Source organism: Massilia sp. GER05, from assembly GCF_052056005.1.
Classification (GTDB): domain Bacteria; phylum Pseudomonadota; class Gammaproteobacteria; order Burkholderiales; family Burkholderiaceae_D; genus Telluria; species Telluria orientalis.
On record NZ_CP178858.1, the window covers coordinates 3,945,786 to 3,959,926 of the forward strand.

14 protein-coding genes are annotated in these 14,141 nt (G+C 69.6%); 11 read left to right on the forward strand and 3 right to left on the reverse strand.

Going from position 1 to position 14,141, the window contains the following annotated elements:
- Window positions 1-91: 91 nt before the first annotated feature.
- The 9 genes from ACL58G_RS17610 to ACL58G_RS17650 all read left to right on the forward strand — a co-directional run bounded on the left by ACL58G_RS17610 (window position 92) and on the right by ACL58G_RS17650 (window position 9,933).
- Entirely contained in the window at window positions 92-1,681 is a 1,590-nt protein-coding gene (locus ACL58G_RS17610; RefSeq protein ID WP_413385750.1) for an AAA family ATPase, read from the forward strand.
- Window positions 1,678-2,637: a hypothetical protein gene (locus tag ACL58G_RS17615; RefSeq protein WP_440962622.1), complete on the forward strand. Its 960-nt coding sequence runs from the start codon at window positions 1,678-1,680 to the stop codon at window positions 2,635-2,637. The genes ACL58G_RS17610 and ACL58G_RS17615 overlap by 4 nt, the downstream gene beginning before the upstream one ends.
- Window positions 2,637-4,430, forward strand: a complete 1,794-nt coding sequence (locus tag ACL58G_RS17620; protein ID WP_440962623.1) for a VWA domain-containing protein — start codon at window positions 2,637-2,639, stop codon at window positions 4,428-4,430. The genes ACL58G_RS17615 and ACL58G_RS17620 overlap by 1 nt, the downstream gene beginning before the upstream one ends.
- Complete coding sequence (locus tag ACL58G_RS17625; protein ID WP_440962624.1) at window positions 4,427-5,008, forward strand: hypothetical protein; 582 nt, start codon at window positions 4,427-4,429, stop codon at window positions 5,006-5,008. The genes ACL58G_RS17620 and ACL58G_RS17625 overlap by 4 nt, the downstream gene beginning before the upstream one ends.
- Window positions 5,005-6,321, forward strand: coding sequence for a capsule biosynthesis protein CapK (locus ACL58G_RS17630; RefSeq protein WP_440962625.1), 1,317 nt, complete (start codon window positions 5,005-5,007; stop codon window positions 6,319-6,321). The genes ACL58G_RS17625 and ACL58G_RS17630 overlap by 4 nt, the downstream gene beginning before the upstream one ends.
- On the forward strand, window positions 6,314-7,381 hold the full coding sequence (locus tag ACL58G_RS17635; RefSeq protein ID WP_440962626.1) for an AAA family ATPase: 1,068 nt from the start codon (window positions 6,314-6,316) through the stop codon (window positions 7,379-7,381). The genes ACL58G_RS17630 and ACL58G_RS17635 overlap by 8 nt, the downstream gene beginning before the upstream one ends.
- Window positions 7,382-7,476: 95 nt before the next feature.
- On the forward strand, window positions 7,477-7,698 hold the full coding sequence (locus ACL58G_RS17640) for a hypothetical protein (protein WP_440962627.1): 222 nt from the start codon (window positions 7,477-7,479) through the stop codon (window positions 7,696-7,698).
- 102 nt (window positions 7,699-7,800) lie between these two features.
- Window positions 7,801-8,652, forward strand: a complete 852-nt coding sequence (locus ACL58G_RS17645) for a creatininase family protein (RefSeq protein WP_440962628.1) — start codon at window positions 7,801-7,803, stop codon at window positions 8,650-8,652.
- A 162-nt stretch (window positions 8,653-8,814) separates the two neighbouring features.
- Complete coding sequence (locus tag ACL58G_RS17650; protein WP_440968060.1) at window positions 8,815-9,933, forward strand: YncE family protein; 1,119 nt, start codon at window positions 8,815-8,817, stop codon at window positions 9,931-9,933.
- A gap of 165 nt (window positions 9,934-10,098) precedes the next feature.
- Here ACL58G_RS17650 and ACL58G_RS17655 read toward each other — a convergent pair whose 3' ends face one another.
- The gene (locus ACL58G_RS17655) at window positions 10,099-10,311 is read right to left on the reverse strand and encodes a hypothetical protein (protein WP_440962629.1); all 213 of its coding nucleotides are present in this window, start codon (window positions 10,309-10,311) and stop codon (window positions 10,099-10,101) included.
- A 60-nt stretch (window positions 10,312-10,371) separates the two neighbouring features.
- On the reverse strand, window positions 10,372-10,797 hold the full coding sequence (locus ACL58G_RS17660; RefSeq protein ID WP_440962630.1) for a hypothetical protein: 426 nt from the start codon (window positions 10,795-10,797) through the stop codon (window positions 10,372-10,374).
- A gap of 369 nt (window positions 10,798-11,166) precedes the next feature.
- Here ACL58G_RS17660 and ACL58G_RS17665 point away from each other — a divergent pair, with 369 nt between their 5' ends.
- Both ACL58G_RS17665 and ACL58G_RS17670 read left to right on the forward strand, forming a co-directional pair.
- Window positions 11,167-11,388: a hypothetical protein gene (locus ACL58G_RS17665; RefSeq protein ID WP_156403894.1), complete on the forward strand. Its 222-nt coding sequence runs from the start codon at window positions 11,167-11,169 to the stop codon at window positions 11,386-11,388.
- A gap of 77 nt (window positions 11,389-11,465) precedes the next feature.
- The gene (locus ACL58G_RS17670) at window positions 11,466-12,749 is read left to right on the forward strand and encodes a glycoside hydrolase family 28 protein (RefSeq protein WP_440962631.1); all 1,284 of its coding nucleotides are present in this window, start codon (window positions 11,466-11,468) and stop codon (window positions 12,747-12,749) included.
- 19 nt (window positions 12,750-12,768) lie between these two features.
- Here the strand turns inward: ACL58G_RS17670 and gudD are convergent, their stop codons facing one another.
- A complete protein-coding gene (gene gudD, locus ACL58G_RS17675) occupies window positions 12,769-14,109 on the reverse strand; it encodes a glucarate dehydratase (protein ID WP_413385762.1) in 1,341 nt (446 codons plus the stop codon).
- Between the last annotated feature and the right edge of the window lie 32 nt (window positions 14,110-14,141).

Here is a 14,141-nt window from a genome sequence, read left to right on the forward strand (position 1 = left end):
AAACCTTGCATAGTCGACAATTTGTTGTCATAACATAAGAAAATCGTTACGATTCTGCGACGCGCCCAGCCGCACCAACGACGAGGAACCCGTGGCATTCGACTTTTTCCGCAAGATTTCCCGCGCACCGACGCATCCCCGCACGGTGTCCCGGCCGCGCGAATTCGACGTCGCCGACCTGTACCGGGGACCGGTCGCCGCGGACGGCGGCACCGGCGGCGCGGACGACATGGCGGGGCAGCTGGACGAGAAGCTGCGCCAGGCCTACTTCTGGATCGTCAACAAGGCGATCATCAGCCCGCACTACGACATCGAATTCAACGAGGGCCCGCCGCAGACGTTCACGGTGGGCGACAGCCGCCGCACCCTGACCTTGCCGTCGGGGCAGAGCTATTCCAGCTTCGTGCTGCTGCCGCTGCTGACGTTCGCCACGCGCCGCAAATGCCTGTTCGTCGGCGGCCCGGGGCGCGGCAAGACGGCCAGCGCGGTGCTGATGGGCGTGCTGTCCGGCGCCAGCGTGCGCGACGTGCGGCGCGCCATGCAGCACGGCCATCCGCAGATGACCATCGCCGACCTGCTGGGCAATCCACTGCCGGCGGATCTCGTCAACGCCCAGGACATGGCGCAGATCCGCATCGCGTGGCGCGCGTGGCTGGGCATGCGCGTCAAGATCGTCGACGAGTACAACCGGATCCCCACGCGCACGCAGAGCGCGCTGCTCACCGTCATGGGCGACAACTATGCGGAAGTGCTGAACCAGGTGTACGAATGCCCGGAGTCGGCGTGGTACCTGACGGCCAACGACGAGCAGGGCGGCGGCACGTATGAAGTGATCGAAGCGCTGCGCGACCGCATCGACGTCGTCGTGCAGGCCCTCGCGTTCAACCCGCGCTTCCTCGACGAACTGCTCGTGCGGATCGAGGAAGACGTGCGGCCGGAAGAACTCATGCCGCGCGAGCTGGTGTTCACGGACGAGGAAGTCGACCGCATGGGCCGCGCGATCCGCGCCGTCGAGGTGCCGGTCGCCGTGCGCCGCCGGGTGGAATTCTTCGCCAGCCAGTTCGAGCTGGCCGAGATGGCCGGTGGCCAGTTCGAATACATGACGAAGGACACGGCGCGCCTGTCCGGCATCGCGTGGCACGAGCTGGCGGCGCTCGACAACGGGCGCGACCGCATGAAGGACCTGGGCTGCCAGACCCTGAACGGCCTCTCGGTGCGCAATCTCATGACCCTGCTGCTGTTCGCCAAGGCGCTCGCCTGGTTCCGCGGCAATCCGCAGGTGGAGCTGGACGACGTGCGCCAGATCCTGCCGTTCGTCCTGCACGACAAGCTGCGGCCCGACCCGGACGCGCCGTTCTTCGCGCTGCCCGAAAATGGTCCGTACCGGTCCGACCGCGTGAGCTGGCTGCGCCGCCTGTTCGACCTTGCGAGCGCGGAATACGCGCGCCTCGATCTCGACCGCAACGATGCCGTCGCGGCGATGGCGCACGAATTCGCGCAGGGACTGGACGGCGTGTCGGAGCGCGAGACGCGTGCGCGGCTCGTGCGCATCGAAAAGCTGATCGGCGAGCGCGTCAAGGGCCGCAAGCTGTATGGCCACCTGTACGACGACCTGCTGAAACTGAAATACCTGCACCAGCGCTACACGAACTACCTGGCCTGGCTGCGCGCGCAGGCATGATCTCGTCCGCCTTCGCCGCCGCGCTGGCCGCCGGCCGCAACGCCTTCAACCAGCGCGTGCGCGACGCGCAGCGGCATTATCCGGCGTTCCGCACCGACGTCCTGCAGCGCTTCCTGGCGGATGAAGTCGACGGCGTCGTCGGCGCCGTCGATCCCGCCCGTGCCGGCGCGGTCGCGGATGCCGCGGTCGACGTCGCGCTGGCACTCGTCGGCCGCGCCCTCGTCGGCCCGGCCGCGCGCGCGGACACGCCGGCCGCCGTGTGGCGCACGCTGTTGCCCCGATACGCGGACCTCGTCGCGAAGTATCCGGACACGGTGCCGGCCATGCTCACGAACGCGGCCATCCACCTGGACACGCTGCCGGGCGTGCGCGGCGCGGACTGGATCGCGCAGCTGGCCGCGCTCGCGCCGCGCACCGCCACCGTGGACGAATTGCGTGTCGTTGGCCAGGTGGCCGCCTGGCGCGCGGGCGCGGCGCATTTCCGGGCCGGCGCCATCGCCGCCGCGGACGCGCTGCCGGCCGCGCTGGCGCTGGCGGCGTTCGGCGCGCGCGATGACGATGCGTGGCCGGACCTGCGCGCGCGCATCGGCGCCGATCCGTGGTGGAGGGCCGACGGCGCCGACGTCACGGCCGGGCGCGAGGTCGGCGGATTCACGGGCTTCGGCGGCGCGTTCGCCGCACCGCCGGAGGTGCGCGCGGGCGCGGACGGTTTCGTCGTGCGGGCCGGAGAGCGCTGCCACCTGCTGCTGGCCGATGCGTACGGCGCCGTGCTGCTGGCCGCCACGCCCGGCGAGTTCGACCGGGCGGTGCCCGGCGGCGCGGTGCGGGTCGATGCGCGCCGCATCGCGCCCGACCTGCCGGCGGACAGCCTGGCCGTGTGCGCAAGCGGCCCTACGCTGGCCCTGACGTCGCCGTACACGCATGCGATCCGCGTGCTGCCCCGGGAGCCGCGCTGATGGCGGCCGGCACGCAGCAGTTGACGGCGCGCTGGCACGCCGCCTGGCCGCAGGCGCTGGCCGCGTGGAGCCGCTACACGTACCTGCACGACCCGCGCCTGTGCGCCAGCACGCTCGCGGCGGCGAAGGAGGGACTGCGCGGCAGCTTCGCGATGATCCGCCTCGCCGACCAGAGCGTCGTGATCGACCTGGAAGCCGTGCGCAAGTATGGGCTCGACGATTACGCCGTCGAGATCCTCGCCCACGAGATCGGCCACCACGTGCTTGCCCCGGGCAATGCGACGGACCACATGCGCATGCTGGCGCGCATCCGGCGCGGGCTGCCCAGCCTGGAGGAGCAGGCGCCGCTCGTCGCGAACCTGTACACGGACCTGTGCATCAACGACAGGCTGCAGCGCCAGAGCGGCCTGCGCATGTCCGACATCTATCGCGCGCTGGCCCGCGCCGGCACGCCGCGCAACCCGATGTGGACGTTCTACATGCGCCTGTACGAGCACCTGTGGCAGCTCGGGCGCGGCACGCTGGCGGGAGACAGCGTCACGGAAGCGATCGATGCGGACGCGTGGCTCGGCGCGCGCCTCGTGCGCGCCTACGCGGACGACTGGATGACGGGTGCCGGCCGCTTTGCCGCGCTCGTGCTGCCGTACATCGCGGACGACGCCGGCCGCCTGGCCGCATTGCGCGCGCTGCACGACACGGAGACCGCGGCGGCCGGCTGCGCGCCCGGCGCCGTGCACGAGGTCGAGGACGGCGAAGCGGATGCGGCGCTGCACCCGGCGCACGATCCGCGCGTGACCGGCGATGATGGCGAGGACGGCGAGGACGGCGAACCGGCCGAAGCGCCGCCCGCGCACGTGGCGGGCCAGGCCCGCGAGCCGTTCGAATACGGTGCGATCCTGAAGGGCGCCGGCATCGCGCTCACCGACCACGAGATCGCGATGCGCTACTACCGCGAACGCGCGCAACCTTACCTGATCCCGTTCCCGCGCCGGCGCGCGCCGAAAGCGGGCGAGCCGCGCATCGCCGCCGTCGAACCGTGGGACATCGGCGAGCCGTTCGACCGCATCGACTGGCTGCACAGCCTGATGCTGAGTCCCCGGCCGATCCCCGGCGTGACGACGGTGCAGCGCGGCATCGAAACGGACGCCGGCACCGAGGAAACGCCCATGCCCGTCGACCTGGACCTGTACGTCGACAGCTCGGGCTCGATGCCGGATCCGCAGGTGACGACGTCGTATCTCGCGCTGGCCGGCGCCATCGTCGCGCTGTCGGCGCTGCGCGCGGGCGCCTCCGTGCAGGCCACGCTGTGGAGCGGCACGGACCAGGTGACGGTCACGAACGGCTTCGTGCGCGACGCGGACGCCGTGCTGCGCGTGATCACGGGCTGCTTCGGCGGCGCCACCGCGTTCCCGATCCATCGCCTGCGCGACACGTATGCGGCCGGTCCGCGCCGCCGGCCCACCCACATCCTGATGATTTCCGACGCGGGGATCGACACGATGTTCGCGGACGACGAGCGGGGCAACTGCGGCTGGGACGTCGCGGCGACGGCGCTGCGCCATGCGCGCGCGGGTGGCACGATGGCCCTGAACATTCCCGAAGATTGGCCGGCGCTGGCGTCGGCGCTGGCGCAGTCGAGGTATGCGGACCCCTGGAAGACGCTCGTGCGCGCCCGCGACGAACAGCGCTGGGACGTGCATGCCGTCGCCGACATGGCGCAGCTGGTCGCGTTCGCGGCCGCGTTCAGCCGGCGCCGCTGGGCCGACGCGGCGGGCGGGGGAGGATCGCGGTGAGCGTGGAAGGTCCGGACCTGGAGAGCCTCGTGCGCCGTCTTGCCGGGACGCCGCCCGAGTTCACCGACGAGCCGCGGATCGCCGGCAGCGGCCGCGTCGCGGTGGCCGCCGTCGTGAACGACCTGCTGTACCTGCACGGCGCGCGGGCGCCGCACGCCGCGCTGGCGCCCTTCGAAGGCGGCAGCGTGCGCGCCGACCGCAACCGCCTCGCGCTCGTCCTCATCATCGCGTGGCTGCTGGCCGACGACGGCCTGCGCGCGCTCGATCCGGGGCAGCCCGCGCTGCTGGACGCGCTGGCCGGCGTGGCGCGGGAGTTGGCGGCCGTGCCGGCGCACCGCTACGTCGACGATGCCGAGCGGCGCGAGGAACTGGCGCGCACGGTCCTCGCGCGGCTCGGCCGCCACCCGTACGGCGAAACGCCGGAACAGGCGGCCGACCGCCTGGCCGCCGTCAGCGCCGCGGAGCGCCGCCGCCTGCTCGACGCGAGCCGTGCCGCCGAGCGGCGCGCGCGCGCGATCCGCGAGGCGCTGGTGCGCAAGGCCGCCGAGGAATCGGCCGACAAATGGACACGGGAATGAGCGACGACGGCCTGGACGCGGAACGCTTCCCGACGCTGACGGCGCATGGCCGGCGCATGCTCGACTTCATGCGCGACCACCCGCACGCACCCGTGTACCGCAACCGCAGCGGCAACCGTCTGCTCGCGCACGAGGTGGCGGCGCAGCGCGCCTACGAGGCGGAGGTGGCGGCGGCGACCGTCGGCTGGGAGCCCGGCACATTGCCGGACTGGGTGATGCCGTTCGTGGCCGCGACGTTCGCCACCGTGCCGCATTACCGCGCGCTTGGCTCGGTGCCGCGCCGCTTCGGCGATATCGCGCCCGTGTCGCGCGCCGATTTCGCCGCCGACGTGGCGCAATTCGTGCCCGACCACGTGTCCCTCGACCGCATGATGCACTTCCGGACGACGGGCACGACGGGCCATCCCCTGCTGATCCCGTCGCACCCCGTCGTGGCCGCGCGCTACGCCGCCTTCCACAAGCGCGCGCTGCGCCGCGTCGGCATCGTGCCGGCGTACGGCCGGGGCCAGGTCGGCGTCGTCCTGCTGGGCTACCAGCGCCAGTGCTTCACCTATGTGTCGGTGTCGCCCGCGATGGACGAATCGGGCCTCGCCAAGATCAACCTGCATCCGGACGACTGGCGCGATCCGGACGACCGCGCCCGCTACCTCGACGCGCTCGCGCCGGAAATCGTCGCGGGCGACCCGATCTCGTTTGCCGAATACCTCACCTTGCCGTTGAAGACGCGGCCGCGGGCGCTGATCTCCGTGTCGATGCTGCTGCTGCCCGGCCTGCGCGCGCGGCTCGAGGAACGCTTCGGCTGCCCGGTGCTGGACATCTATTCGCTGAACGAAGTGGGGCCGGTCGGCGTGTTCGATGCGGCCGCCGGCGGCCACGTGCTGCTGCAGCCGCGGCTCTACGTCGAGATCCTCGACACGGGCGAGATCGCGGTCACGGGAGGCTTCAATTTCTGCCTGCCCCTGCTGCGTTACCGGACCGGCGACTTCGGCGCGCTCGCCCACGGTCCCGCCGGCCCCGTGCTCACCGGACTGTCCGGACGGCGGCCGGTACGCTATCTTGCGCGCGGCGCGTGGATCAACAACATCGACGTCACGCACGCGCTGCTGCCGTTTCCGCTCCCGCACTTCAACGTGCACCAGCGGAGCGACGCCGCCGTCGTGCTGCGGCTCGCTCCGGGCGGGATGCCGTGGGCGGACGCCGCGCGCGCCGCGCTGGCGCGGCTGTTCGGCGCATCGGTCGACGTCGAGCTGCTGGATGCGGACGGCAAGACGCTGCAGTACACATCCGACCTGGCGGGGGCGCACGATGGCTGAGCCGATCGACAAGCGCTTTGCACGCGGCCTCGTCGTCGGCAAGTTCGCGCCGCTGCACCGGGGCCACATGCACCTGATCCAGAGCGCGATCGATGCCTGCGCCGAGGTTCTCGTGATCAGCTACACGAAGCCCGAGTTCGCGGGCCACGGTCCCGCGGCGCGCGCTGCGTGGTTGCAGGCCGTGTTCCCGCAGGTGCGCAGCCTCGTCGTGGACGATGCGTGGCTGGCCGACTGGTCGCGGACGCGCGGCCTGCGCGAACGCCGGCGCCTGCCGCACAACGACGACCATGCGGACGTGCACCGCGCATTCACGGCCTGGCTGTGCACGGCGATCTGCGGGACGACCGTGGATGCCGTGTTCACGAGCGAGGATTACGGCGACGGCTTTGCTGCGGCCCTGTCGGCGCATTTCGGCGCCCGCGCGCGCCGGCCGCACGACGTGCGCCACGTGTGCGTCGACCGCGCGCGCGTGACGGTCCCCGTGTCCGGCACGCGCATCCGGGCGGACCTGCACCGGCACCGCGCCTTCCTGCATCCGGAGGTGTATGCGACGTTCGTGCGCCGGGTGTGCCTGCTGGGCGGCGAATCGAGCGGCAAGACGACCCTGGCCCGGGCGCTCGCGCGGGACCTCGGCACCGTGTGGGTGCCCGAGGTCGGGCGCGAACTGTGGGAGGAGCGAGGCGGGCGGCTGGACTACGCCGACATGCGGCGCATCGCCGAGCGCCAGGTGGCGCGCGAAGACGCGCTGCTGCGCGACGCCACGCGCTGGCTGATCTGCGACGGCAGCGCACTGACGACCGTGTTCTATAGCCTCGATGGTTACGGCCGTGTCGACCCGGCCGTGCGGCGCCTGGCCGAGCTGCCGTATGCGCACACGTTCCTGTGCGCGCCGGATTTCCCGTTCGTGCAGGACGGCACGCGGCGCGACGCGGCGTTCCGCGCGCGCCAGTTCCGCTGGTATGCGCGGGTGCTGGAGGCGCGGGGTGTTCCGTACGTGCTGCTCGAAGGGCCCGTCGCGCAGCGGGTCGCAACGGTGCGGGCCACGCTCGCGGCGTCGTGAGCCCCCTCCTACGCGGCGGCGGCGTGTTGTCCGATTGGGTGGGATGCGGGGCGGTCCCATATGGCGTTTATTGTCGTTACGCCAAGGAGCACATCATGACGGATCAGAAACGCGGCGATCCCAGCCGCCATACGAACTTCCCGGCCGCGTCGCCAGAAAGCAACGTGAACCCACCGGGCGCGCCGCAGAGCAGCCACGGCAGCGCCACGGAACCAATCCCCGGCGTCGATCGGGGCAACCGCCAGGGTGGGAAGGCGCAGACGCCCGACGATGCGGCCGCAACGGCCGACCGCGGCACGAGCCGCCGTGACGGATAAACCAACGGTAATGCTCCGGTAATAAAAAATACGGGGTCCGCGTTCCGTCCCGTGCGTGAGGATGCTCTACAATAGTTGCAAAGCATCAGGAACACGGATCACATGCTTCACCTGCACATTTCGGTCGTCCGCCGCGCGCTGGCGATCGCCGGCCTGGCCCTGCCTCTCGCAGGGTCCGCCGCCTCGTCTGTAAGTCCCGGCGTCTACCTCGAAGAGATGACGTCGCCGGAACTGCGCGGCCGCATCGCGGCCGGCACCACGACGGCCCTCGTGCCCATCGGCGGCACCGAGCAGAGCGGCCCGCACATCGTCCTCGGCAAGCACAACGTCCGCGCCCGCGTGCTGGCGGGACGCATCGCCGCCAAACTCGGCGACGCCGTCGTCGCGCCCGTCGTCGCCTACGTGCCGGAAGGGGCGATCGCGCCGCCGGCCGCGCACATGCGCTTCGCCGGCACGATCTCGATCCCGGACGCCGCGTTCGAGGCGCTACTGGAAGCCACCGCGAAGAGCCTGTGCCAGCATGGCATCCGCGACGTGTTCTTTTTGGGCGACCACGGCGGCTACCAGGCGAATGAAGCCAGGGCCGCCGCGCGGGTAAATCGAAGCAACGGCGGCGCCGGCGGTTGCCGCGCCCACGCACTGGGCGCCTATTACGATGCCGCCACGACCACGTTCAACGCCGACCTGAAACAGCGCGGCTTCACGGACGCCGAGATCGGCACGCACGCGGGCCTCGCCGACACGGCGCTGTCGCTGGCCGTCGACCCGGCGCTCGTGCGGCCCGCGCAGATCGCGGCTGGCGCGCGCGGCGGCGTGGGCGCGGGCGTGCATGGCGATCCGACCCGTGCCACGGCGGACCTGGGCCGCATCGGCGCCGAGCGCATCGTCGATGCGTCCGTCGCGGCGATCCGCGCCGCCCGCGAACCGTCTTCGAATTCCTCCCATCGAAAGTAAAGAGTCATCGTGTCCTCCAAAACCACCATCGGTGCCGTCCTGGCCCTGGCCGTCGTGGCTGGCGGCGTCGTCGCGTCGCGCTTCGTCGATGCGACCGCGACCGCCACCGCGTCCGCGCCTGCGCCCGCCACCAAATCTCCAGCCGTGGTCTCCGTGCCCGGCATGCCCCGCGTCGTCGATCCGCACAACGTCTACAGCGAGATCAGGCAGCTGAGCCCCGCAGTGAAAGGCGACCTGGAACGCGTGTACGTGCCGAACCTGCGCTCGAACGACGTCTACGTCATCGATCCGGCGACGCTGAAGGTCGTCGACCGCTTCAAGGTGGGCCGCAGCCCGCAGCACGTGATCCCGTCGTGGGACCTGCGCACGCTGTGGGTCGCGAACAATGCCGAGCGCACGGGCGACGGCAGCCTGACGCCGATCGATCCGCGCACCGGCAAGCCTGGCGCGAACGTGCCCGTCGACGATCCGTACAACATGTACTTCACGCCGGACGGCAGGTCGGCGATCGTCGTCGCGGAAGCGCGCCACCGCCTCGACTTCCGCGATCCGCACACGATGGCGATGCAGTACGCGATCGAAGTGCCCAAATGCGGCGGCATCAACCATGCCGAGTTCTCGATCGACGGCCGCTATGCGCTGTTCACGTGCGAATTCGACGGCAGCCTCGCGAAGATCGACCTCGTGGAGCGCAAGGTGCTGGGCTACCTGAAGCTGACGATGCCGTCCACGCGCTTCCGCGAAGGCGTCGACCCGACGGCGCCGGGCGCCAGCGAGATCTGCACGTCGAAGAAAGGCATGCCGCAGGACGTGCGCATCGCGCCGGACGGCAAGCGCTTCTACGTCGCCGACATGGACGCGGACGGCGTGCACGTCGTCGACGGCGACAACCTGACGCAGATCGGCTTCATTCCGGTCGGCCTCGGCACGCACGGCCTGTACCCGAGCCGCGACGGCAAGTTCCTGTACATCGCGAGCCGCGGCACGCACCGCATCCACGGCAAGCCGAAGGGCAAGGGCAGCGTGGCCGTGCTGGACTTCGCCACGGGCAAGATCGTCGCCAACTGGCCGGTGCCGGGCGGCGGCAGTCCGGACATGGGCAACGTCAGCGCGGACGGCAAGTGGTTGTGGCTGTCCGGCCGCTTCGACGATGTCGTCTACCGCATCGACACGAAGACGGGCGCCATGCAAATGGTGAAGGTCGGCGGGGAGCCGCATGGCCTGACGGTCTGGCCGCAACCTGGCCGCTACTCGCTGGGCCACACGGGCAACCTGCGCTGATCCGCGCGCAGGTGGCGCCAGTCCGACAACGCTACGTTGCGGATTGGCGACGGCGGGACGAAATCTGATTAATTGGCGTCTAGGTCATTTTCGCGAGGCATTAATGGTTTCTATAATTAATGGCATGTACTAACGTCCCGCCCATCATGCTAAAAAATATCACCATCAAAGCGCGCCCTGACGGCCGAACCGGGCAAGGTCGGCGGCCTTGTCGACGACATCGCGCGCAATGATGCAGGCATCGACACGCAGTGGAAGGCGTACATGGCCACGGCGATGCCCGGCCATGAACAACAGGAAGCCCAGCGCTTCATGCAGCTCAAGACGAAGTTCCTCGACGAGGCCCTGCGGCCGCTGCGAACAAAACGTCGGTGCCATGTAAAGATTTTCGGCAGAAATAAAAGTTTCCCGTGGAAACATCGTGACATTGATCGTTGTCTAGTGCAGATGGGCCGGCACAGGTTGCGGCCGCGTACCCGGCGGCGGTGCCTGGCGCGTGGCGGCGGCGACCTCCGTGCCGGCATCCCACGGCAGCGACAGCACGGCCTCCAGCGCATCGGCGACCTGGCGGCCCAAGTCGACATCGCCGCCCTCGATCTGGGGCAGCGTGCGGTGCAGGGCGCACAGCACGACGGCGTAGTCGGCACGGCGCGGGTGCAGCGCGGCGTCGCCGAGCCGTTCCAGCAGTGCTTCCTCGCGGCGGAAATCGGCTTCGACGGCCGCCACGACGGCGGGGAAATCCTGGACGAAGACGTCGTCCGGCTGCGCCTGCAGGGCGGCGACGCGGGCACACAGGCGCGCCCGGCTCGTGCGCAGGGCCGCGCAAGCCGCGAGCGGATCGGCGTCGGGATGATGGAAATGCATGATCTACCTCACTCTCGTCGATGATGACGAGCAGTGTCCGGGCGACGCGGGGTTTTTCGTTTGATCTGTCTCAAGAGGCAGGGATTCCGGCTCCGGTAAATCGGCGCCGCACCGTCTCAGTGCGCGAGGAGGACCGGCACGCGGGACCTTGCCGGCAGTTCGCGCGTGACACCGGCGACCATCCATTCGCGGTAGCGGCTGTGGCTATACGCGCTTGATTCTAAGCACAGCCTTTAAGCATAGTTCAAACGGGCGGAACGGCAAATTGATTCTGTCAATGTCGTACCGCCGCGCGATCGAAAAAATCATCGGCAGAGCGCGCCGCACAGGCATATGCTTAAGTTGCATATACATATAGCGGAGACAACGATGAAATTCGGAATGCAACCCGGCCGCGTAAAAGCGCACCTGCACCTGTCGCACATCCACCGTCCGCATTTCCACATGCCGCACATGATGCACCGCGACTGGCATGCGTTCGAGCCCGTCCTGCGCGTCGCGCAGATCATCCTGCTGGTCGTGCTGGCCCTGCCGTTCGCGCAATTCGTCGCGAAAACGATCGTGTGGGCGTTCAGGTCGCTGTTCGGGTGAATCGATCAGCGAATTGATCCGCGCAAACGGCGCGGCTGCTTTAGCATGAACCGGATCTGACCACGATCCGGACCACCATGCCATTGCTTCCTTCCGCCCGTCGCCGTTTCACCCTCTCGCTATTGTCCGTTCCGCTCTGGAGCCACGCGGCGCCGGACGGCAAGCGCGTGTCCATCGTCGACACCGGCGCCGTCGCCGACGGCGCCACGGTCAATACGCGCGCCATCCAGGCCGCCATCGATCGCCTGGCCGGGCAGGGCGGCGGCACCGTCGTCGTGCCGGCCGGCGTGTTCGTCAGCGGCGCGCTGTTCCTCAAGCCGGGTGTCCACCTGCACCTCGACAAGGGCGCCGTGCTGCGCTGCTCGACGGACATGCGGCACTTCCCCGTCCAGCGCACGCGCATCGAGGGTCACTTCGAAGAACGTTTCAATCCCGGCCTGGTCAATGCGTCCGGCTGCGACGGCCTGGCGATCACGGGCGAAGGCACGCTCGACGGCGCGGGCCGCCCGATCTGGGACCAGTTCTGGAAACTGCGCAACGCGTCGAAGGAGAAAGGCAACTTCCGCAACCTGGACGTGCCGCGCGCCCGGCTGGCCGTCATCGAAGGCTCGCGCGGCGTGACGATCGCCGGCATCACGTTCAAGGATTCGCAGTTCTGGAACCTGCACCTGTACCGCTGCCGCGACGTGGTCGTGAAGCATGCCAGCTTCGAGGTACCGGACGATTACAGGCAGGCGCCCAGCACGGACGGCATCGACATCGACAGCTGCCAGGACGTGCTCGTCGACGGCTGCCGCTTTTCCGTGACGGACGACTGCATCGCCGCGAAGGGCACGAAGGGCCCGCATGCGCTCGCGGACAAGGACAGTCCGCCGACGGAACGCATCCGCGTGCGCAACTGCACGTTCCGGCGCGGCCACGCGCTGTTCACCTGCGGGAGCGAGGCGACCGTCGTGCGCGACGTCGTCGTCGAACGTTGCCGCGTGCAGGACGTGGGCGCCATCGCGCACCTGAAGCTGCGGCCGGACACGCCGCAGCGCTACGAAGACATCGCGTTCCGCGACCTCGTGCTGGACTCCGGCAAGGGCGAGATCGTGGCGATCCGCCCGTGGAGCCAGTACTTCGACCTGCAGGGCGAGGCGCCGCCGCACTCGTTCGTGCGCGGCCTCGTGCTGGACGGCCTGCGCGGCCGGTTCGGCGCCTTCGGCATCGTGGCGCCGAACCCGGGCCAGACCGACATCGGCGGGCTCGTGCTGCGGAATATAAATGTGCAACTAACCGACGAGCGGCTGCAGGTAAAGGACGCGGGCAAGCCGGTGGTGGAGAACGTCGTGGTCAACGGCAAGCCCTGGGTCGTGTAGGGCCTGCCGGCGTCCGGTTTCAACGTACCAGGCAGGGGCGTTTGTTGTCGAACTTCCAGCCCGGGATCAGGAACTGCATCGCGACGGCGTCGTCGCGCGCGCCCAGGCCCATGTTCTTGTATGCCTGGTGCGCTTGTTCCAGTTCCGCTTCGTCCAGTTCGATGCCCAGGCCCGGTTTTGCCGGAACGTGCACGAGGCCGCCCTCGATCTTCAGCGGCTCCTTCGTCAGGCGCTGGCCGTCCTGCCAGATCCAGTGCGTGTCGATCGCGGTGACCTTGCCCGGCGCCGCCGCGCCCACGTGCGTGAACATGGCGAGCGAGATGTCGAAGTGGTTGTTCGAGTGCGAGCCCCACGTCAGGCCGAACATCTGGCACAGCTGCGCCACGCGCACCGAGCCCTGCATCGTCCAGAAGTGCGGGTCGGCGAGCGGGATGTCGACGGATTGCAGCTGGATCGAGTGGGCCATCTGGCGCCAGTCCGTCGCGATCATGTTGGTCGCGGTCGGCAGGCCGGTGGCGCGGCGGAATTCGGCCATCACTTCGCGGCCCGAAAAGCCGTTCTCGGCGCCGCACGGGTCTTCCGCGTACGCGAGGATGCCGTGCTTGTCGCGGCACACGCGGATCGCTTCGGCCAGCGACCAGGCGCCGTTCGGATCGAGCGTGATGCGCGCGTCCGGGAAGCGCTCGTGCATCGCGATGACGGCATCCATCTCGTCGTCGGCCGACAGCACGCCGCCCTTCAACTTGAAATCGTTGAAGCCGTAGCGCTCGCGCGCGGCCTCGCACAGGCGCACGACGGCGTCCGGCGTCAGCGCTTCTTCATTGCGCAGCCGGAACCAGTCGTTGCCGGCGTCCGGCTCGGCGCGGTAGGGGAGGTCGGTCTTGCTGCGGTCGCCCACGTAGAACAGGTAGCCCAGCATCTCGACGGCGTTGCGCTGCATGCCTTCGCCCAGCAATGCCGCGACCGGCACGCCCATGAACTGGCCCAGCAGGTCGAGCAGCGCGGATTCCACCGCCGTGACGGCGTGGATCGTCGTGCGCAGGTCGAACGTCTGCTGGCCGCGGCCGCCCGCGTCGCGGTCGGCGAACGCGGTACGCATCGCGTTCAGGACGTTGTTGTACTCGCCCAGCGTCTTGCCGACGACGAGCGGGCGCGCGTCTTCGATGGTCTGGCGGATCTTTTCGCCGCCCGGCACCTCGCCGAGGCCCGTGTTGCCCGCACTGTCCTTGAGGATGACGATGTTGCGGGTGAACCAGGGGCCGTGGGCGCCGGAGAGGTTCAGCAGCATGCTGTCCTGGCCGGCGACGGGGACGACGCGCAGTTCGGTGACGACAGGGGCGCTGGTAACGATGGTGGTCATGTTGGCTGTATCGGTAGGGGGACAAATCGTTC

Coding starts and splice junctions, on each gene's coding strand:
- ACL58G_RS17640 (WP_440962627.1), top strand. CDS start 7,477: ATGACGGATCAGAAACGCGGCGATCCCAGCCGCCATACGAACTTCCCG.
- ACL58G_RS17665 (WP_156403894.1), top strand. CDS start 11,167: ATGAAATTCGGAATGCAACCCGGCCGCGTAAAAGCGCACCTGCACCTG.
- ACL58G_RS17660 (WP_440962630.1), bottom strand. CDS start 10,797: ATGCATTTCCATCATCCCGACGCCGATCCGCTCGCGGCTTGCGCGGCC.
- ACL58G_RS17650 (WP_440968060.1), top strand. CDS start 8,815: ATGCCCCGCGTCGTCGATCCGCACAACGTCTACAGCGAGATCAGGCAG.
- ACL58G_RS17635 (WP_440962626.1), top strand. CDS start 6,314: ATGGCTGAGCCGATCGACAAGCGCTTTGCACGCGGCCTCGTCGTCGGC.
- gudD (WP_413385762.1), bottom strand. CDS start 14,109: ATGACCACCATCGTTACCAGCGCCCCTGTCGTCACCGAACTGCGCGTC.
- ACL58G_RS17670 (WP_440962631.1), top strand. CDS start 11,466: ATGCCATTGCTTCCTTCCGCCCGTCGCCGTTTCACCCTCTCGCTATTG.
- ACL58G_RS17615 (WP_440962622.1), top strand. CDS start 1,678: ATGATCTCGTCCGCCTTCGCCGCCGCGCTGGCCGCCGGCCGCAACGCC.
- ACL58G_RS17655 (WP_440962629.1), bottom strand. CDS start 10,311: ATGGCACCGACGTTTTGTTCGCAGCGGCCGCAGGGCCTCGTCGAGGAA.
- ACL58G_RS17620 (WP_440962623.1), top strand. CDS start 2,637: ATGGCGGCCGGCACGCAGCAGTTGACGGCGCGCTGGCACGCCGCCTGG.
- ACL58G_RS17630 (WP_440962625.1), top strand. CDS start 5,005: ATGAGCGACGACGGCCTGGACGCGGAACGCTTCCCGACGCTGACGGCG.
- ACL58G_RS17645 (WP_440962628.1), top strand. CDS start 7,801: ATGCTTCACCTGCACATTTCGGTCGTCCGCCGCGCGCTGGCGATCGCC.